Below are 16402 nucleotides of genomic sequence, written 5' to 3' on the forward strand. Positions count from 1 at the left end.
AAATTAAGCGTTTCCTTTTGCTTTTTTGATTACTGCTTCTGAAATATTAGAAGGCGTTTCTGCGTAGTGTGAAAATTCCATTGTTGAAGTTGCACGACCTGAAGACAAAGTTCTTAAAGTTGTAACGTATCCAAACATCTCAGATAATGGCACATCAGCTTTAATAGTTTTTGCTCCATTTCTATCTCCCATGTCATTCACCTGACCTCTACGACGGTTAATATCACCTACGATATCTCCCATGTTTTCTTCTGGTGTAATAACTTCCATTTTCATGATTGGCTCAAGAATTACAGCTCCTGCAGCTTTAGCTACTTCTCTATAACCCATTCTAGCTGCTAACTCAAAAGAAAGCGCATCAGAATCCACAGGGTGGAATGATCCATCTAACAAAGTTACTTTCAAACTATCTACTTGGTATCCTGCTAAAGGACCAGTTTTCATAGCTTCACGGAAACCTTTCTCTACAGAAGGAATATATTCCTTAGGCACGTTTCCACCTTTTACCTCATTAACAAATTGTAATCCAACAGGAACTTTACCATCAACCTCGTCAGCTGGCTCTAAACGGAAAACAATATCACCGAATTTACCACGACCACCAGATTGTTTTTTATAAGTTTCTCTATGTTGAGCAGATCTTGTAAACGCTTCTTTGTATTCTACTTGAGGCTCACCTTGGTTTACTTCAACTTTAAATTCACGTTTCATACGATCTACCAAGATATCCAAGTGAAGCTCACCCATACCAGAGATAATAGTTTGACCTGAAGCCTCATCAGTTCTAACAGTAAATGTTGGATCTTCCTCAGCCAATTTAGCCAAAGCCATACCCATCTTATCTACGTCAGCCTTAGTTTTAGGTTCAATAGCAATACCAATTACTGGTGCAGGGAATTTCATAGACTCAAGAATAATTGGGTGTTTTTCATCACACAATGTATCTCCAGTTTTAATATCTTTAAATCCAACTGCTGCTCCAATATCTCCAGCTTCGATATATTCGATTGGATTTTGTTTGTTAGCATGCATTTGGTAGATACGAGAAATTCTCTCTTTGTTTCCTGAACGAGTATTCAAAACATAAGAACCCGCATCTAAACGCCCTGAGTAAGCACGGAAGAAAGCCAAACGACCTACGAACGGGTCAGTAGCAATCTTAAATGCTAAAGCAGCGAAAGGCTCTTTTACATCTGGCTTACGCAAGATTTTAGTTTGATCCTCTTCTAATAATTCAGCATCATCTGGATGAATTCCAGCAATACCTTCTTTATCTAATGGAGATGGCAAGTATTTACATACCGCATCTAACATAAATTGAACTCCTTTGTTTTTAAATGAAGAACCAGCAATCATCGGAATAATAGCCATATCCATCACAGCAGCTCTCAAAGCAATATTGATCTCTTCTTCTGTAATAGAATCTGGATCTTCCATATACTTATCAAGTAAGTTCTCATCATAATCAGCAACTGCTTCAATAAGAATATCTCTGTATTCTTTTACTTCATCAACCATATCCGCAGGGATATCAATAATATCAAAAGTAGCTCCTTGAGTAGCATCATGCCATACAATCGCTTGATTCTTAACCAAATCAACCACACCTCTGAAATCATTTTCTTCACCAATTGGCAAAGTAATCGCAACTGCGTTTGACTTCAACATATCTCTAACTTGTTGACATACATTCAAAAAGTTAGAACCTTGGCGGTCCATTTTGTTAACAAACCCCATACGAGGCACTCTATATTGATCTGCTAATCTCCAGTTAGTTTCAGACTGTGGCTCAACACCATCAACCGCACTAAATAAGAAAACCAAACCATCCAATACACGCAAAGAACGGTTTACCTCTACAGTAAAGTCTACGTGCCCAGGAGTATCAATAATATTAAAGTGATAAGGCTTTGAATCTGGCAAAATTTTACCTTGCTCAGTTGGAAAATTCCACTCACAAGTTGTTGCAGCAGAAGTAATTGTAATACCTCTTTCTTGCTCTTGTGCCATCCAGTCCATTGTTGCAGCACCATCATGTACTTCACCAATTTTATGTGATTTACCAGTATAAAAAAGAATACGCTCAGTTGTTGTTGTTTTACCAGCATCAATGTGAGCAGCAATTCCAATATTTCTTGTATATTTTAAGTCTCTAGCCATTTCTTATTGAATTAAAATCTAAAGTGAGAGAAAGCTTTATTAGCTTCTGCCATTTTGTGAGTATCCATTCTTTTCTTAACAGCAGCACCTTCTTCTTTAGCCGCAGCTAAACATTCTGAAGCTAATCTTTGCGCCATTGACTTTTCGTTTCTTCTTCTTGAATAAAGAATCAACCATTTCATAGCCATAGAAATTTTTCTATCTGGTCTAATTTGCATTGGAATTTGGAATGTAGCTCCACCTACTCTACGACTACGTACTTCTACGTGAGGCATAACATTAGTCAAGGCATCTTTCCAAATTTCTAATGATGATTTTTCTGCATCCTGCTTTTTAGATTCTATAATGTCAATTGCATCATAAAAAACTTTAAAAGCTGTTGATTTCTTACCATCCCACATTAAGTTGTTTACAAAACGTGTTACCAATTGATCATTAAATCTTGGATCTGGTAAAAGTGGTCTCTTTTTTGCCGCTCTTTTTCTCATGTCTTTTTTTTAATAAAAGTTCATACTCTTTAAGCCGCGATAAATCGCGCCTCTACGAGAATCATTTTTAAATTACTTTTTTGCTTCTTTTGGGCGTTTAGCACCGTACTTAGATCTTCTTTGCGTTCTTCCAGCTACTCCTGACGTATCAAGCGCACCTCTAACGATGTGATATCTAACACCTGGTAAATCTTTTACCCTTCCACCTCTAACTAATACTATCGAGTGCTCTTGTAGATTGTGTCCTTCTCCAGGGATGTAAGCATTCACTTCGTTACCATTTGTCAAACGTACACGCGCTACTTTACGCATTGCAGAGTTTGGTTTTTTTGGTGTCGTAGTGTAAACACGCGTACAAACCCCTCTTCTTTGAGGACAAGAATCTAAAGCAACCGATTTACTCTTCTTAGTTATCTGAGTTCTTCCTGTTCTTACTAATTGTTGAATTGTTGGCATAATTAATACTAAAAATTATTATGTAATTTACTTCCCGCTTTTTACGGGGTTGCAAATGTATAAATTATTTTTAACTCTACAAACGTTAATCTATTAATTTTCAATAAGATTATTTAGCCTTTTGAATTTATTCACAAACAGATGATATTTGCATTACTTTTATAAAAACATTTTTCTTGAAACAATTCACTACATTCTTTTTTATTATTGGCTTTGCTTTTTCAGCATCTTGCCAAAATTTTCATTTAATTTTAAATGGAAGCACCACAATCGAGAAAAGATTAATTGACTCAATCACCTACCAAAAAAAACACAAAGAGGCCAAATCTGTAAATGACGAGGTGAATAAAGTTTCAGATAAATTATCTAAAATTGGCTACATAGAAAACCAATTAATCCATTTTGCAAAAAAAAACGACACTACCTATGTCGGAGAATTTTCAATTGGAGAACAAATTAAATACGTACATATACATCTAAAACATATTCCAAAACAAAACGATATAATTAGTCTTGTAGAGAAAGACAGTTTAATCATACCATACATTGAAATAGAAGATTTCCTAAGTCAAACCTTAAAAAAAGCAGAACAAAAAGGGTTTGCATTAACAAAACTCAACCTTAGTAAAATTCAAAAAAAAGGAACTATTTTATATGCAGAGCTAGAACTCAAAACAGATAACGAAAGAACAATTAATACAATTGTTGCAAAATACGCAGAGGAAAACAGAAAAGCCGAACTACCTAAAGGCCATCTTAAACAAATTAATTCAAAATATAATAAACAAATATTTAACAAAAATACTATTCAAAAAATACATAAAGACTTTGAGAAATTTCGCTTTGTAAACCAAATCAAATATCCTGAAATTTTACTACTTAAAGACAGTACCAAAGTCTATGTTTATCTAGAAAAAAGAAAATCAAATAATTTTGACGGATTCGTAGGGTTTACAACAAATGAAAATAGCAAAGTCATCTTTAGTGGTTATCTGGATTTAACTCTCGAAAACACTCTAAAAGCAGGGGAACAATTTTCTTTATACTGGAAAAGTGATGGTAATGACCAAAAAACTTTTCGAACAAATCTTGAGGTACCCTATATTTTCAATTCAAACATTGGAATTAAAGCACAAATTAATATTTTTAAACAGGACAGTATCTTTCAAAACACAAAAACCTCCTTCGATTTAGGCTACCTTGTCAACTATAACACACGTATTTACTTAGGCTATCAAGCTACGGAGTCCAGTGACATCCAAAACACTAACAGTAACAACATTCAAGACTACAAAAATTCTTTCATTACATCTAAATTAGAGTACTCAAAATTCGATTATGACATTCCATTATTCCCTGATAAAACCAAGATTAGATTCACAACTGGATTTGGAAAAAGAACCAACAATACAGCCTTTGTAAGCGAATCGAATAAACAATATTATATTGACCTAAACGCATCACACACTATTGAAATCAACAATAAGAACCACTTTAATATCAATAGCCAAAACTTCTATCTAAATAGCAACAATTTCCTAGTCAATGAATTATTCCGTTTTGGTGGCACTAATTCCATTAGAGGCTTTGCCGAAAATAGTCTACAAGCAGAATACATGAGTGCCATTATGACCGAATACCGATTCATAGCCTCCCCTAATTTATACCTCCATTCTATTATTGATTATTCCATCTACAAAGACCCTTTTTCAACTTTAAAAAAAATAGAAACTTTAACTGGCATCGGAATAGGTATTGGACTACAAACCAAGAATGGACTTCTAAAATTAACATTAGCCAATGGAATTGATAAAAATCAAAAAACAGACATCAACAACACCATAATCAGCTTAAAATTTAACATTACATTCTAAAATCACATGAAAATTAAAGATAAATTAGGAAAGTTAACAAATTATTAAGAATTTTGAACTACTAATTCAAATTTTTAAAAAAATGAAACTAATGCCCACTAGAATCTACCTACTATCTCTAGTACTTATGGTGCAATTTATTTTTGCACAACAGAGAGCCGTCAATGGCGTCGTATATGACGACACCGGCCTACCCTTACCAGGCGTAAGTGTTTTGGTTAAAGAAACCAAAACTGTAACTCAAACAAATTTAGATGGTAAATTCACCATCAAGGCAAGCCCCAGCCAAACCTTAGTTTTCAGTTATATTGGCATGAAAACTCAAGAAATCAAAGCTTCAAAAACAACCTTATCTATTAAGCTAATTGGAGATTCAGTAGAGTTAGAAGGAGTAGTCGTCACAGCACAAGGAATCAAAAAAGAAAAAAAGTCCCTTGGCTATGCAATTACAATCCTAAAATCAGAAAGTATTTCTCAAAAAGCTGAAGGTGACATCGGAAGAGTCTTGAGCGGTCAAATTGCAGGAGTAAACATCACCGCATCAAACGGAATGTCAGGATCAAGTACCAATATAATCATAAGAGGTTATTCATCGATTTCTGGCTCAAACCAACCACTTTTTATAGTTGATGGCGTTCCTTTTGACTCCGGAACAAACACACAATCTAGTTACTTAGACGGAAACACCGAATCTAGCAGATTTTTAGATTTAGACCCAAACTCAATTGAAAGTGTAAGTGTATTAAAAGGCTTAAGTGCAACTGTTCTTTACGGTAGTGCTGGTAGAAATGGGGTTGTTTTAATAAAAACCAAGAACTCAAGCTCTTCAAATACCATCAAAAAAACTGAAATCACTATAAGTCAATCCATGTTTTTTTCAGAAGCTATTTTACCTAAATACCAAAACGAATATGGTGGAGGATTTCACCAAGGATATGGATATTTTTATAGTAACTGGGGACCACGATTTGATAGAACTGACAACGATGGTGTCGCAAATGCTTTACAATATAACGGTACAGCCGAAAACGGAAATGCTCTTTTACAACACCCTTACAACTATATAAGTGACACATCATTGATAACGGGCAATGAAGATTTATTAACAAAACCCTACGAATACAAAGCTTATAACGGCGTTAAAGACTTCTTTAAAACAGGTGTTGTATCAACTACATCAGTAAATGCAAAAGGAGGAAATGAAAACATCAATTATAACATGAGCTATGGAAAAACTGTTGATGAAGGAATTACCAGAGGGAACAAACTAAGTAGAGATAACTTTGGTATTGGCGGAAATGCAATTCTATCAAATAAATTCACCATAACAGGTGTTTTTAATTTCTCAAAAACAAAATACAATTCACCACCAAATGCAGTTAGCACTGGAAGTGGGGCGGCATTCAATGGATCAGGAGTTTTTGCAGATGTCATGTATACACCTAGAAGCGTTGATTTGACTAATTTACCTTATCAAAATTCAGAAGGAAGAAGCGTATATTATCGCTCTGGAAATGATCTTCAAAACCCATATTGGACAGTAAACAATGTAAAATCAACACAAGATACAGATCGTTTTTTTGGGAATGCTGGCATTATATATAACATTAATGATTGGATAAAATTATCGTATCGTCTAGGAATAGATACTTATACAGAATTAAATTCTTATTCTCAAAACAAAGGCGGAATTAGTGGTGACCCTACTGGTCTTCTAAGAACAACCGCTGTTAAAAATACTATCTGGAATCATACAACAAATTTAAATTTCAACAGACCAATTTCAGAAAATTTAAATTTAAGTACCAACTTAGGATTTCAATCACAGAGAAAAGAATTTACAAGAGACGGTATTGAAAGTACAGGTCAACTAGCCTATGGTATTTTAAAACATTTTAATTTCGCTAACAATTCTGCAACAAATTCATTCACTGGAAAACCAATAGCATACCAAGAAGACCTAAATGAAATAGGAACCTATTTAGATCTTACACTAGATTATAAAAACTATTTATTCTTTAACGTTGTAGCCAGAAATGATTGGTATTCAACATTAGAAAAACAAAATAATAATTTATTCTACCCAGGAGCAAGTGTTTCATTTATTCCTACTACAGTTTTTGAAAATCTTAAAGGAAACATCCTGAATTATATGAAAATCAGAGCTGGTTATGGTTCATCTGCTGGAGCCCCAGACCCATACAACACAAGGAATTCAATAAATATTTCAGCAAGAACTTTTATAACAAATAATGGATCAATAATACCTACCAATACAGTAAATGACCGATTAGGTAATACCAATTTAAAACCAGAAAGAATTGGTGAATTTGAAGTAGGATTGGACACTAGACTTTTCAACTGTTTAAATTTCAACATAAGTGCTTACAGTAAAGAAACTAAAGACTTAATAACAGACCAAGATCTTGATGACGCAACAGGATACACCTCCACAACTGTAAATATTGGAGATTTAAAATCACAAGGTATAGAAATAGAATATGATATCGACATCATCAAGTCTAAAAACAATGGATTAAAATTTAACATCGCTGGAAATTTTTCAGCAAATGAAACAACTGTAACAAAACTGGCTCTAGGAACTGATTTAATACCGCTAACTGATTTTATATCGGAATCAGCAGCAAATTATGCAGTCCAAGGAATGCCCTACGGAGTATTATTTGGAACTACAGTTGTAAGAGACATTTCTGGAAACAAAGTAGTTGGAAATGACGGATTGTATTTAGTAGACAAATCGAATAAGTATCTTGGAGACCCTAACCCAGACTGGATAACCAGCCTTATCCCTACACTAAGTTATAAAGGAATAACTTTGTCTGCAATACTTAATTACAGACATGGAGGAGATATATTTTCGACAACTACCGCAGCTTTAATTGGAAGAGGAGTTGTTGACAACGGTATATGCAGAGAATGTACCTACATTTTACCAGGAGTTACACAAACAGGCGAAGTTAATAACATTGCTATTACAAGTACAAATTTAGGTGTTGACACTTATTTTGGGGAAGCAAATGAATTTAGCATTTTTGACGGAACAACTTTAAGATTACAAGAAGTAACTTTAGGATATGCTTTAAGTGCTAAACAATTAAGAAAACTACCATTTGGAAGTTTAACATTTAATGTTTCGGGCTCAAATTTATGGTATAATGCTTTTAATTTTCCAAAAAACATTAACTACGACACGAACGCATCAAGTACAGGTGTTGGTAATGGCCAAGGAATTGACTACATCACAGGGCCATCTTCAAGACGCATTGGTTTTAGCATTAAAGCAACATTTTAAAAATGAAAAAAATGAAAAATATACTTCAAAAAACATATAAAATATTAATCTTCACCTTATTTCTTGGACTTCAATCTTGCGAAACTACAGATATAGAATTGAAAGAAAATCCAAATAATGTTTCTAATGAGACAGCAGATGTTGATTTGTATCTAAATTCTATTCAATTAGGATTAGCAAATTTCATTACCGGTTACGAAGGTGAAAACGAATATGGAATGAGTGAATTAGGCATGAAACCTGTGAGAATGTTACACCAAAATGCTGTATCATACCGCGATTTTTATTCTCCAAGTTTATTTGACAAGGCATGGAAAACTGCCTATTCAAAAGTACTAACAGACATTAGAGCAATGACACCATTGGCATTAAAAGAGAAAAAATACACACATGTTGCCATAGGCCAAATAATCGAATCATATGTAATGATGACTTTAGTAGATTATTTTGGAGATGTTCCATATACTGAAGCAATTAAAGGAACAATGTATCCAAATCCAAAAGTTGACAGTGGGGCTTCAATCTATAAAGCTATAGATTTATTATTAATCGACGCAATATCTAATTTAGAAAAAAATGAAGTATCATTACCCTCCAAAGATTTATATTACAATGGAGGTTCTAGCAAAGAAAATTGGATAAAAGTTGCAAAAACAATAAGATTAAAATTATATCTACAAACAAGAATTGCAAATAGTCCAGATTTTGGAAGTTTAAAATCTAAATCTATAATAAATGAATTAATCCAAGACAATGACTTGATATTAACTTCATCAGAAGATTTTCTATTTAAATGGTCTACAAATTCATCAGCTCCTGACTCTAGACATCCTTATTTTGAGAAAAACTTTGGAGGGAGTGGCCCTAGTTCCAACTTTTATATGGCAAATTACTACATGGATCTAATGGCTAATAAATATCCAAATAATAGAGATCCCCGAATTCGATATTATTTTTACCGTCAAAGATCTGATTTCTCTACCGCAACAGTAGTAACCAAATCTTGTGTCACACAAAACCAACCTGCTTGGTACGGAACAGAGTACACCTACTGCACCGTACCTTCAACAAATGGACTAAGTGGTTATTGGGGTAGAGATCATGGCGACAACGATGGTATACCACCAGACGAAAGAGATCGTACGCTATTTGGGGTATATCCTGTTGGAGGCGAATTTGACAAAAGTGATTTTGAAAATTTATCAGGTTCAGATGCACCTAGTATAGGACTTAAAGGAGCAGGTATAACACCAATTCTGATGTCATCGTTCACTTATTTTATGTTAGCTGAAGCATCACTAACTATAGGAACTACTGGAAACCCTCTTGAATATTTAGAAGCAGGAATGCGTGAATCAATTACAACTACCATGGAATTTGGATCCTCAGTAGCAAAAGGAAATTCAAGAATACCGACAACAACTGCGATCAATGACTACATTAATGCAGTAAAAGACGAATTTAATGCAGGTAATAATTCAAAAAAATTAGAGATTATTGTTCAGCAATATTTTATTGCCCTTTGGACAAATGGTATTGAAGCTTATAACACTTATAGAAGAACTGGGAAACCTGAAAAATTACAACTTACTGTAAAAATTCAAAATCCTGGAATTTTTATTAGATCTAACTGGTATCCGCAAACTACTACAAGTAACAACTCCAATATTAAACAAAAAGCAGGAGTATCAACCCCCGTTTTCTGGGATACTAATCCAGAAGGGTTTGTAGATTAATCAATTTAAAAAAGATAAAATGAAAAATAAATATAAATTAATACTATTAGCTATAATATGTTCCTTTATTTCTTGTGAAAATACAGACAAGTTTAACATGAACATACATGAGAATTCAAACACTCAGGCACCCTATGTTAGAGGTATTTTTAAAAGTACTCTGATCAAATACACAAATATTACTACATCAAGCGTGGAAATAACTTTATCAGCCCCTGCAAATAACGTAAGTAGTTGGAAAACTAGTGTTAGACTTGTCTCAGGAACTAACTCAACAGAGTTCTTCCCTCTAACTACTTATACAGTAACTAATTTCCCAACTACAATTTCAATTCCAATTACAGAAATTGCTAAAGCTATCGGAATAAATATAAATGATATTTTACCCGCTGATGTAATAGAATTTAAATCTTTCTCAACAGGTATAAATGGAAAAGAACTTAGATATAGCGACTTAAATGGAGATCTTATTGGACAAGCCGAACAACGACAAGCTTATAATTTTTCTATTGCTATCTCATGCGCTTCAGTTAACTCTCCTTCAGGACAATGGAAGGTTGAGATGGAAGATGTTTATGGAGACGGATGGGACGGTGCTTATTTAACAGCTGAAGTAAACGGTGTAAGTACCAATTATACAATTTCACCTTCAAAAGGTTCAAATGCAACCCACATAATTACTGTACCTACAGAAGGTACACTTACTTGGTCATACACTAAAGGGAATTACGAAGAAGAACATATATTTACTATAACAAGCCCAAATGGAACTGTATATGGTCCATACCTTGGTGAAAACAATATACCTTTCTGTTTCTTTTAACACTCTTATTTTTTTTAATTATAAAAGTTTTTTAAACACACCAACCACCACCAAACAAGTGGTGGTTTTTTTATATATTTGCAGCATGGAAAAAGAACATCAAATTTTTGGGATTAGAGCGATAATCGAAGCGATTCAAGCAGGTGCAACTGTTGACAAAGTATATATTCAGAAGGAAGCCAGTGGCGAATTGATGAAAGACTTAATGAAAGTACTTAAACGTGGAAATATTAATTTTTCCTATGTTCCTGTTGAAAAACTAAACAGACTAACACCTAACAACCACCAAGGTGCTGTTGCAAGCATCTCTCCTATTTCCTTTTTTGATTTAGAAGCCTTAATAGATACAGTAGTTGAAAACGGAAAAACACCATTGTTTTTAATCTTAGACCAAATATCTGATGCCCGTAACTTTGGTGCTATTATCCGTACCGCAGAATGTACAGGTGTCAACGGAATTATTGTTCAAAAATCAGGTTCAGCTCCTGTAAATGGAGATACCGTTAAAACTTCGGCTGGTGCTGTGTTTAATATTCCAATTTGTAAAGTAGAGCATATTAAAGATGCGATTTTCTTATTACAAGCAAGCGGAATAAAAACAGTTGCAGCTACTGAAAAAACAGACCAAAACATTTATGATGTTTCCCTAAAAGAAGGCGTTGCCATTATCATGGGCTCTGAAGATCGTGGTGTAAATCCATCAGTTTTAAAAATAGTGGACGAAAAAGCAAAACTACCTATGTTTGGAACTATTGGTTCGCTGAATGTATCTGTAGCTTGTGGTGCTTTTTTATATGAAGCGGTGAGACAAAGAAGTTAGATTTGTGATTGCTGATTAACGAAATTAAAATTTAGGAATTGGGATTTTGAAATTAGGATTTTGAAATACCAATTAAAGATTTAAAAAATAACAAAAACGAATTAGGACTCAGGTTCTGATTCGTTTTTTTCGTTTTTAGTAATTTCATAATTTACATTACTATTCGAATAAAAATAGTCCTCCTCTACTTCTGGCTCAGGAATTGGAGGGTTTACAAAATTACCATTCTCATCAAAACGCTGCATGAATTTATCTTGTGAGGCATCATAATCTGGATGTTCCCAATCATACTTAATCGGTTTTTGATATTCATATTCAGGGGTTTTATTTATAATAGCCAATAGCAAACCTGTGATAAAGCCAGCCAAATGTCCTTCCCACGAAATTACTTCATCCACTTTTGGAAAAACATACCAAACCATTCCGCCATAAACCACAATCACTGTTAGTGACAAGGCAACGAGTCGGTAATATTTCGTAAAAATACCTTTAAAAAAAATAAAGCTAAACAAAACATAAATCAACCCACTCGCTCCAATATGATAACTAGGCCTCCCGATTAACCAAGTTCCAACTCCCGAAAGTAGAATTCCATAAATCAAAACATAAGGAGATAGTTTGGCATAAAAAAACTGCAAAGCTGCCAACAGAACTAAAAGCGGTAACGAATTATTATATAAATGACTCAAATCCGAATGAATGAAGGGACTAAAGATAACCCCTTGTAAACCTGAAAAAGTTCTTGGATAAATTCCGTTTTCGACAAAATCAAAATCATAGCGAATTTGTAACCAATATATAATCCACAAAAAAAGCACAAAAAAAAGTGGCAACGCAAGTACATCTGTGGTGTATTTGAAATTTTTATCCATGGTTTAGTTTAATAGTAGGAAAGCAAATAGGATTCCAAAACCAATATAATGCTATTTTGTCAGGATTAAAAGAAATACCAATATGAAAATGATATTATCGTAGCAGATTCGTTTTTAGCGCATCTCCTAAAATATAAAATGCTTAATTTTACAAAATATCTTGATTAAAGATAAACGATTTTGAATTCAGATTTAAAAACAAATGGAAGCACCATTAGCAGAACGCATTCGCCCACAAACTTTAGAAGATTATATCAGTCAGGCTCATTTAGTGGGACCTAACGGTTCGTTGACGCAGCAAATTGCCAAAGGAATTATTCCTTCATTGCTATTATGGGGACCTCCAGGCACGGGAAAAACAACCCTAGCACAGATTATTGCTCAAGAATCTAAACGTCCTTTTTATGTACTGAGTGCGATTAATTCAGGGGTGAAAGATATTCGTGATGTTATAGATAAAGCCAAGCAATCTGGCGGCTTGTTTACGACTAAGAACCCTATTCTGTTTATTGATGAAATTCATCGTTTTAGCAAATCGCAACAAGATTCATTGTTAGCAGCTGTCGAAAAAGGTTGGATTACATTGATTGGTGCTACGACAGAGAATCCAAGTTTTGAAGTTATACCCGCTTTATTATCCCGATGCCAAGTGTATATCTTGAATCCCTTTACTAAAGATGATTTGAATGCTTTATTGATGCGAGCACTAAAAACAGACAGCTATTTACAAACCAAAAACATTCAATTACAAGAAACAGAAGCTTTAATGCGACTTTCTGGTGGTGATGGACGCAAACTATTAAATATTTTTGAATTGGTCATAAACGCCTCTGCTGGAGACGAAATTGTGATCACCAATGAAAGAGTACTTGAATTAGTTCAACAAAATACCGTTTTGTATGACAAAAGTGGCGAACAACATTATGATATTGTTTCGGCTTTTATCAAATCGATACGAGGAAGTGACCCTAACGGTGCTGTTTATTGGTTGGCTCGAATGATTGAAGGGGGCGAAGATGTAAAATTCATCGCTCGACGCATGCTTATTTTATCAAGTGAAGATATTGGAAATGCTAATCCTACCGCTTTGATTATGGCTAATAATACGTTTCAAGCCGTAACAACGATAGGTTATCCCGAAAGCCGAATCTTATTAAGCCAATGTGCCATCTACTTAGCCACTTCACCTAAGAGTAATGCGAGTTATATGGCTATTAATCATGCGCAACAACTGGTAAAACAAACGGGAGATTTATCGGTACCTATTCATTTGCGCAATGCTCCAACCAAATTAATGAAAGAATTGGGATATGGTGATGACTACAAATATTCACATGATTATGCGAATAATTTTGAAGTACAAGAATACTTACCAACCGAATTATCAGAAACGGTTTTGTACAACCCTGGTCAAAATTCCCGAGAAAATACTACCCGAGAATTTTTGAAAAACCGTTGGAAAGACAAATATGGGTATTAGAATTTAACTGTAATAACTTCTGAAACTAAAGTTCCATTTTGATAGGAATCAAAAACCCATTGGTTGTCTTTTAAATTCAACACCCCTTGAACATCACCTTTAATAGCAATAAAGGAATTAGGAGTCCCTGTTTTCATCAATTTCATGACTACTTTTGGCGTTTTATCAATTAACTGAAAACCATTTTCAGTAGGCTGTGCATACAATACTTCGTTATTAGAGTTAGTGATAACAGAGGACACAACAGTACTTTGCTGTGGCAAAGTTACAGCTTGTACTTTCGTGTTATCCGCAATTGTATTCGCTTCAAATTTACCATTGTACTTATATTCTAATTTAAAAACTGATTCAAATGCATTTTCGAGCGCTTCTTTATAGGCTACTCCAAAATCTTTCTCTTTACTTTTTCCAATTTCAGAAGTAAAAATTACTTTTCCATAACAATCTTTTAACTCAATAAATAATTTGGTTGTCAAAAATCCTGAATCCTTAACAACATCAACCATTAGCAAGCTACATCTATTTGGAAATTCTACAGAAAAATCAGAATTTGAATAAACAGCTTTAAAACCCGCTTTTTCAAGGTTGTATTTTGTGATAGTTGCCATTCGATACTCATTTTCCGCCCTTAAAAAGTCAAACTTAGTAGGCACCACAACTGCGGCATAATCATTTACTGAAGTTTGGGCAAAAATGGCATTTGAAATAATAATGAAGAATAAAACTAACTTTGTTTTCATATAAATAATTTATTTGTTGTTGGTAATGTATGTTATCGCTTTATAAATTGTCATCTGAGCGATTTCATACGATTATAAGTATTTTTTGAGTTCTAATAAATGATTAATTTGTTTGATATCCGGAAAGGTAGCACTTTTATTTTCGTTAAAAAAGATAGCATCCAATCCCACATCCAAAGCTCCTTGCACATCAGCATCTAGCGAATCTCCAATCATAATACTCGATTCTTTTTTGGCTTTCGCCAAATCTAGGGCGTATTCAAAAATCACGGGATTTGGTTTCTTTACTCCAGCCATTTCTGAATTTGTGATGGTTGTAAAATACGGAGTCAATTGAGCATTATGCATCTTTTTATACTGAACTTCGGCAAAACCATTGGTGATGATATGCAATCGATACTTTGATTTCAAATAATCCAAAATTTCAAAAGCACCATCAAAAAGATGATTATTCTCAGGTAATAAATCAATGTACCTTTCAGAAATTCGATTAATTTCAACGTCCGAAATAGAATACTCTAGAGCATCAAAAGAATACTTCAAACGATTATAACGCAATTCCTCATGGCTTATTTTATTATACTGAAACAATTTCCAGCAGGATTGATTGATAGGAATATAGGCTTCAATAAAATTATTAATAGCAATTGAAGGATGGCTTTCATCAAAAATACGTCCAAATGCCAATTCCGAATTTTTATCAAAATCCCAAAGCGTGTGGTCTAAATCAAAAAAAACGTCTTTTATAGGATTCACTTTCATTTTTTATTTTAACTTTTTAACCACAAAGAAAGCACAAAGGAAGCACGAAGATTCACTACAGCTTTTTTTAATTCCTCCTAACCATGTCTTAATTCAAACAACATCTCACTCTAAGCGCAAAACCATGAATTAAATTCGTGAATTCGCGGCTTTTTTTTCCAAAATCACTAAGTATTAAAATATCCCTTCATCAACAAAGCTAAAATAATTATTCTCTGTAACAATTAAATGATCTAATACTTTTATCTCTAAGCTATCGCCAGCTGCTTTTAACTTTTTGGTAATCTGCAAATCGGCTTCACTAGGTTTCAAAGTACCCGAAGGATGATTGTGGCACAATATTAAAGAAACGGCTCCTAGTTCGAGTGCATTTTTAAAAACCAAACGAACATCAACCATTGTCCCAGTAATCCCTCCTACACTTAGTTGTCTTTTAGAAATGATTTTGTTTGAATTATTCAAGTACAAAATCCAAAATTCCTCATGTGGCAATTCACCTATTATTGGCTGCATAACTTCAAATACTAATTTGCTTGAAGTTACTTTTGTCAATTCCAAAGCATCTTCGGCTCTTCTTCGTCTTCCTAATTCTAAAGCTGCCATAATGCTGATTGCTTTGGCTTCACCAATACCTTTGAACTCCATCAATTGCTTTAAAGAAAGTTTACCCAACGCATTCAAATTCCCATCAACGGATTTCAAAATACGCTTGCTCAACTCCACTGCCGACTCGTTCCTACTTCCAGAACCTATCAATATAGCAATCAATTCCGCATCACTCAAGGCATTTTTACCTTTGAGCATTAACTTTTCACGAGGCTTATCATCCTCAGACCAGTTTTTTATTGGGAAATGATTGTTTTCCATAACTAAAGTAT

At 34.0% G+C, this 16402-nt stretch carries 13 protein-coding genes; 6 read left to right on the top strand and 7 right to left on the bottom strand.

Features of this window, described 5'->3' with window-relative positions; translation table 11 throughout:
- Positions 1-3 precede the first annotated feature (3 nt).
- The 3 genes from fusA to rpsL form a co-directional block, all read right to left on the bottom strand.
- Positions 4-2160, bottom strand: coding sequence for an elongation factor G (gene fusA, locus SLW70_RS00810; RefSeq protein WP_320889985.1), 2157 nt, complete (start codon positions 2158-2160; stop codon positions 4-6).
- 11 nt (positions 2161-2171) lie between these two features.
- Positions 2172-2648: a 30S ribosomal protein S7 gene (rpsG, locus tag SLW70_RS00815; RefSeq protein WP_166138146.1), complete on the bottom strand. Its 477-nt coding sequence runs from the start codon at positions 2646-2648 to the stop codon at positions 2172-2174.
- A 72-nt stretch (positions 2649-2720) separates the two neighbouring features.
- On the bottom strand, positions 2721-3104 hold the full coding sequence (gene rpsL, locus SLW70_RS00820) for a 30S ribosomal protein S12 (protein ID WP_007136570.1): 384 nt from the start codon (positions 3102-3104) through the stop codon (positions 2721-2723).
- A gap of 176 nt (positions 3105-3280) precedes the next feature.
- Here rpsL and SLW70_RS00825 point away from each other — a divergent pair, with 176 nt between their 5' ends.
- The 5 genes from SLW70_RS00825 (at position 3281) to rlmB (ending at position 11670) form a co-directional block, all read left to right on the top strand.
- Positions 3281-4978, top strand: coding sequence for a BamA/TamA family outer membrane protein (locus SLW70_RS00825; RefSeq protein WP_320889986.1), 1698 nt, complete (start codon positions 3281-3283; stop codon positions 4976-4978).
- Positions 4979-5069: 91 nt separating this feature from the next.
- Positions 5070-8291, top strand: a complete 3222-nt coding sequence (locus tag SLW70_RS00830; protein ID WP_320889988.1) for a SusC/RagA family TonB-linked outer membrane protein — start codon at positions 5070-5072, stop codon at positions 8289-8291.
- Positions 8292-8302: 11 nt separating this feature from the next.
- Positions 8303-10027 (top strand): SusD/RagB family nutrient-binding outer membrane lipoprotein, encoded by a 1725-nt coding sequence (locus SLW70_RS00835; RefSeq protein ID WP_320889989.1) that lies wholly within the window; start codon positions 8303-8305, stop codon positions 10025-10027.
- Between the two features lie 97 nt (positions 10028-10124).
- Complete coding sequence (locus SLW70_RS00840) at positions 10125-10850, top strand: hypothetical protein (RefSeq protein ID WP_320889991.1); 726 nt, start codon at positions 10125-10127, stop codon at positions 10848-10850.
- A gap of 85 nt (positions 10851-10935) precedes the next feature.
- A complete protein-coding gene (gene rlmB / locus SLW70_RS00845; RefSeq protein ID WP_320889992.1) occupies positions 10936-11670 on the top strand; it encodes a 23S rRNA (guanosine(2251)-2'-O)-methyltransferase RlmB in 735 nt (244 codons plus the stop codon).
- A 101-nt stretch (positions 11671-11771) separates the two neighbouring features.
- On the opposite strand, the gene SLW70_RS00850 is transcribed toward rlmB, so the two are convergent.
- On the bottom strand, positions 11772-12542 hold the full coding sequence (locus SLW70_RS00850; protein ID WP_320889993.1) for a rhomboid family intramembrane serine protease: 771 nt from the start codon (positions 12540-12542) through the stop codon (positions 11772-11774).
- A 202-nt stretch (positions 12543-12744) separates the two neighbouring features.
- Here SLW70_RS00850 and SLW70_RS00855 point away from each other — a divergent pair, with 202 nt between their 5' ends.
- Positions 12745-14022: a replication-associated recombination protein A gene (locus SLW70_RS00855; RefSeq protein WP_320889994.1), complete on the top strand. Its 1278-nt coding sequence runs from the start codon at positions 12745-12747 to the stop codon at positions 14020-14022.
- Here the strand turns inward: SLW70_RS00855 and SLW70_RS00860 are convergent.
- The 3 genes from SLW70_RS00860 to radC form a co-directional block, all read right to left on the bottom strand.
- Positions 14019-14762 (bottom strand): hypothetical protein, encoded by a 744-nt coding sequence (locus SLW70_RS00860; RefSeq protein WP_320889995.1) that lies wholly within the window; start codon positions 14760-14762, stop codon positions 14019-14021. The two genes, SLW70_RS00855 and SLW70_RS00860, sit on opposite strands and share 4 nt — an antisense overlap.
- Positions 14763-14834: 72 nt before the next feature.
- Positions 14835-15524: a YjjG family noncanonical pyrimidine nucleotidase gene (locus SLW70_RS00865; RefSeq protein WP_320889996.1), complete on the bottom strand. Its 690-nt coding sequence runs from the start codon at positions 15522-15524 to the stop codon at positions 14835-14837.
- Positions 15525-15698: 174 nt separating this feature from the next.
- Entirely contained in the window at positions 15699-16391 is a 693-nt protein-coding gene (gene radC / locus SLW70_RS00870) for a RadC family protein (protein WP_320889997.1), read from the bottom strand.
- Positions 16392-16402: the final 11 nt, after the last annotated feature.

It is taken from the genome of Flavobacterium sp. NG2, from assembly GCF_034119845.1.
Taxonomy (GTDB): domain Bacteria; phylum Bacteroidota; class Bacteroidia; order Flavobacteriales; family Flavobacteriaceae; genus Flavobacterium.

Bases quoted from the DNA above. Each gene is read 5' to 3' on its own strand.
- fusA (WP_320889985.1), bottom strand. From the start codon at position 2,160: ATGGCTAGAGACTTAAAATATACAAGAAATATTGGAATTGCTGCTCAC.
- rpsG (WP_166138146.1), bottom strand. From the start codon at position 2,648: ATGAGAAAAAGAGCGGCAAAAAAGAGACCACTTTTACCAGATCCAAGA.
- rpsL (WP_007136570.1), bottom strand. From the start codon at position 3,104: ATGCCAACAATTCAACAATTAGTAAGAACAGGAAGAACTCAGATAACT.
- SLW70_RS00830 (WP_320889988.1), top strand. From the start codon at position 5,070: ATGCCCACTAGAATCTACCTACTATCTCTAGTACTTATGGTGCAATTT.
- SLW70_RS00835 (WP_320889989.1), top strand. From the start codon at position 8,303: ATGAAAAATATACTTCAAAAAACATATAAAATATTAATCTTCACCTTA.
- SLW70_RS00840 (WP_320889991.1), top strand. From the start codon at position 10,125: ATGAACATACATGAGAATTCAAACACTCAGGCACCCTATGTTAGAGGT.
- rlmB (WP_320889992.1), top strand. From the start codon at position 10,936: ATGGAAAAAGAACATCAAATTTTTGGGATTAGAGCGATAATCGAAGCG.
- SLW70_RS00850 (WP_320889993.1), bottom strand. From the start codon at position 12,542: ATGGATAAAAATTTCAAATACACCACAGATGTACTTGCGTTGCCACTT.
- SLW70_RS00855 (WP_320889994.1), top strand. From the start codon at position 12,745: ATGGAAGCACCATTAGCAGAACGCATTCGCCCACAAACTTTAGAAGAT.
- SLW70_RS00860 (WP_320889995.1), bottom strand. From the start codon at position 14,762: ATGAAAACAAAGTTAGTTTTATTCTTCATTATTATTTCAAATGCCATT.
- SLW70_RS00865 (WP_320889996.1), bottom strand. From the start codon at position 15,524: ATGAAAGTGAATCCTATAAAAGACGTTTTTTTTGATTTAGACCACACG.
- radC (WP_320889997.1), bottom strand. From the start codon at position 16,391: ATGGAAAACAATCATTTCCCAATAAAAAACTGGTCTGAGGATGATAAG.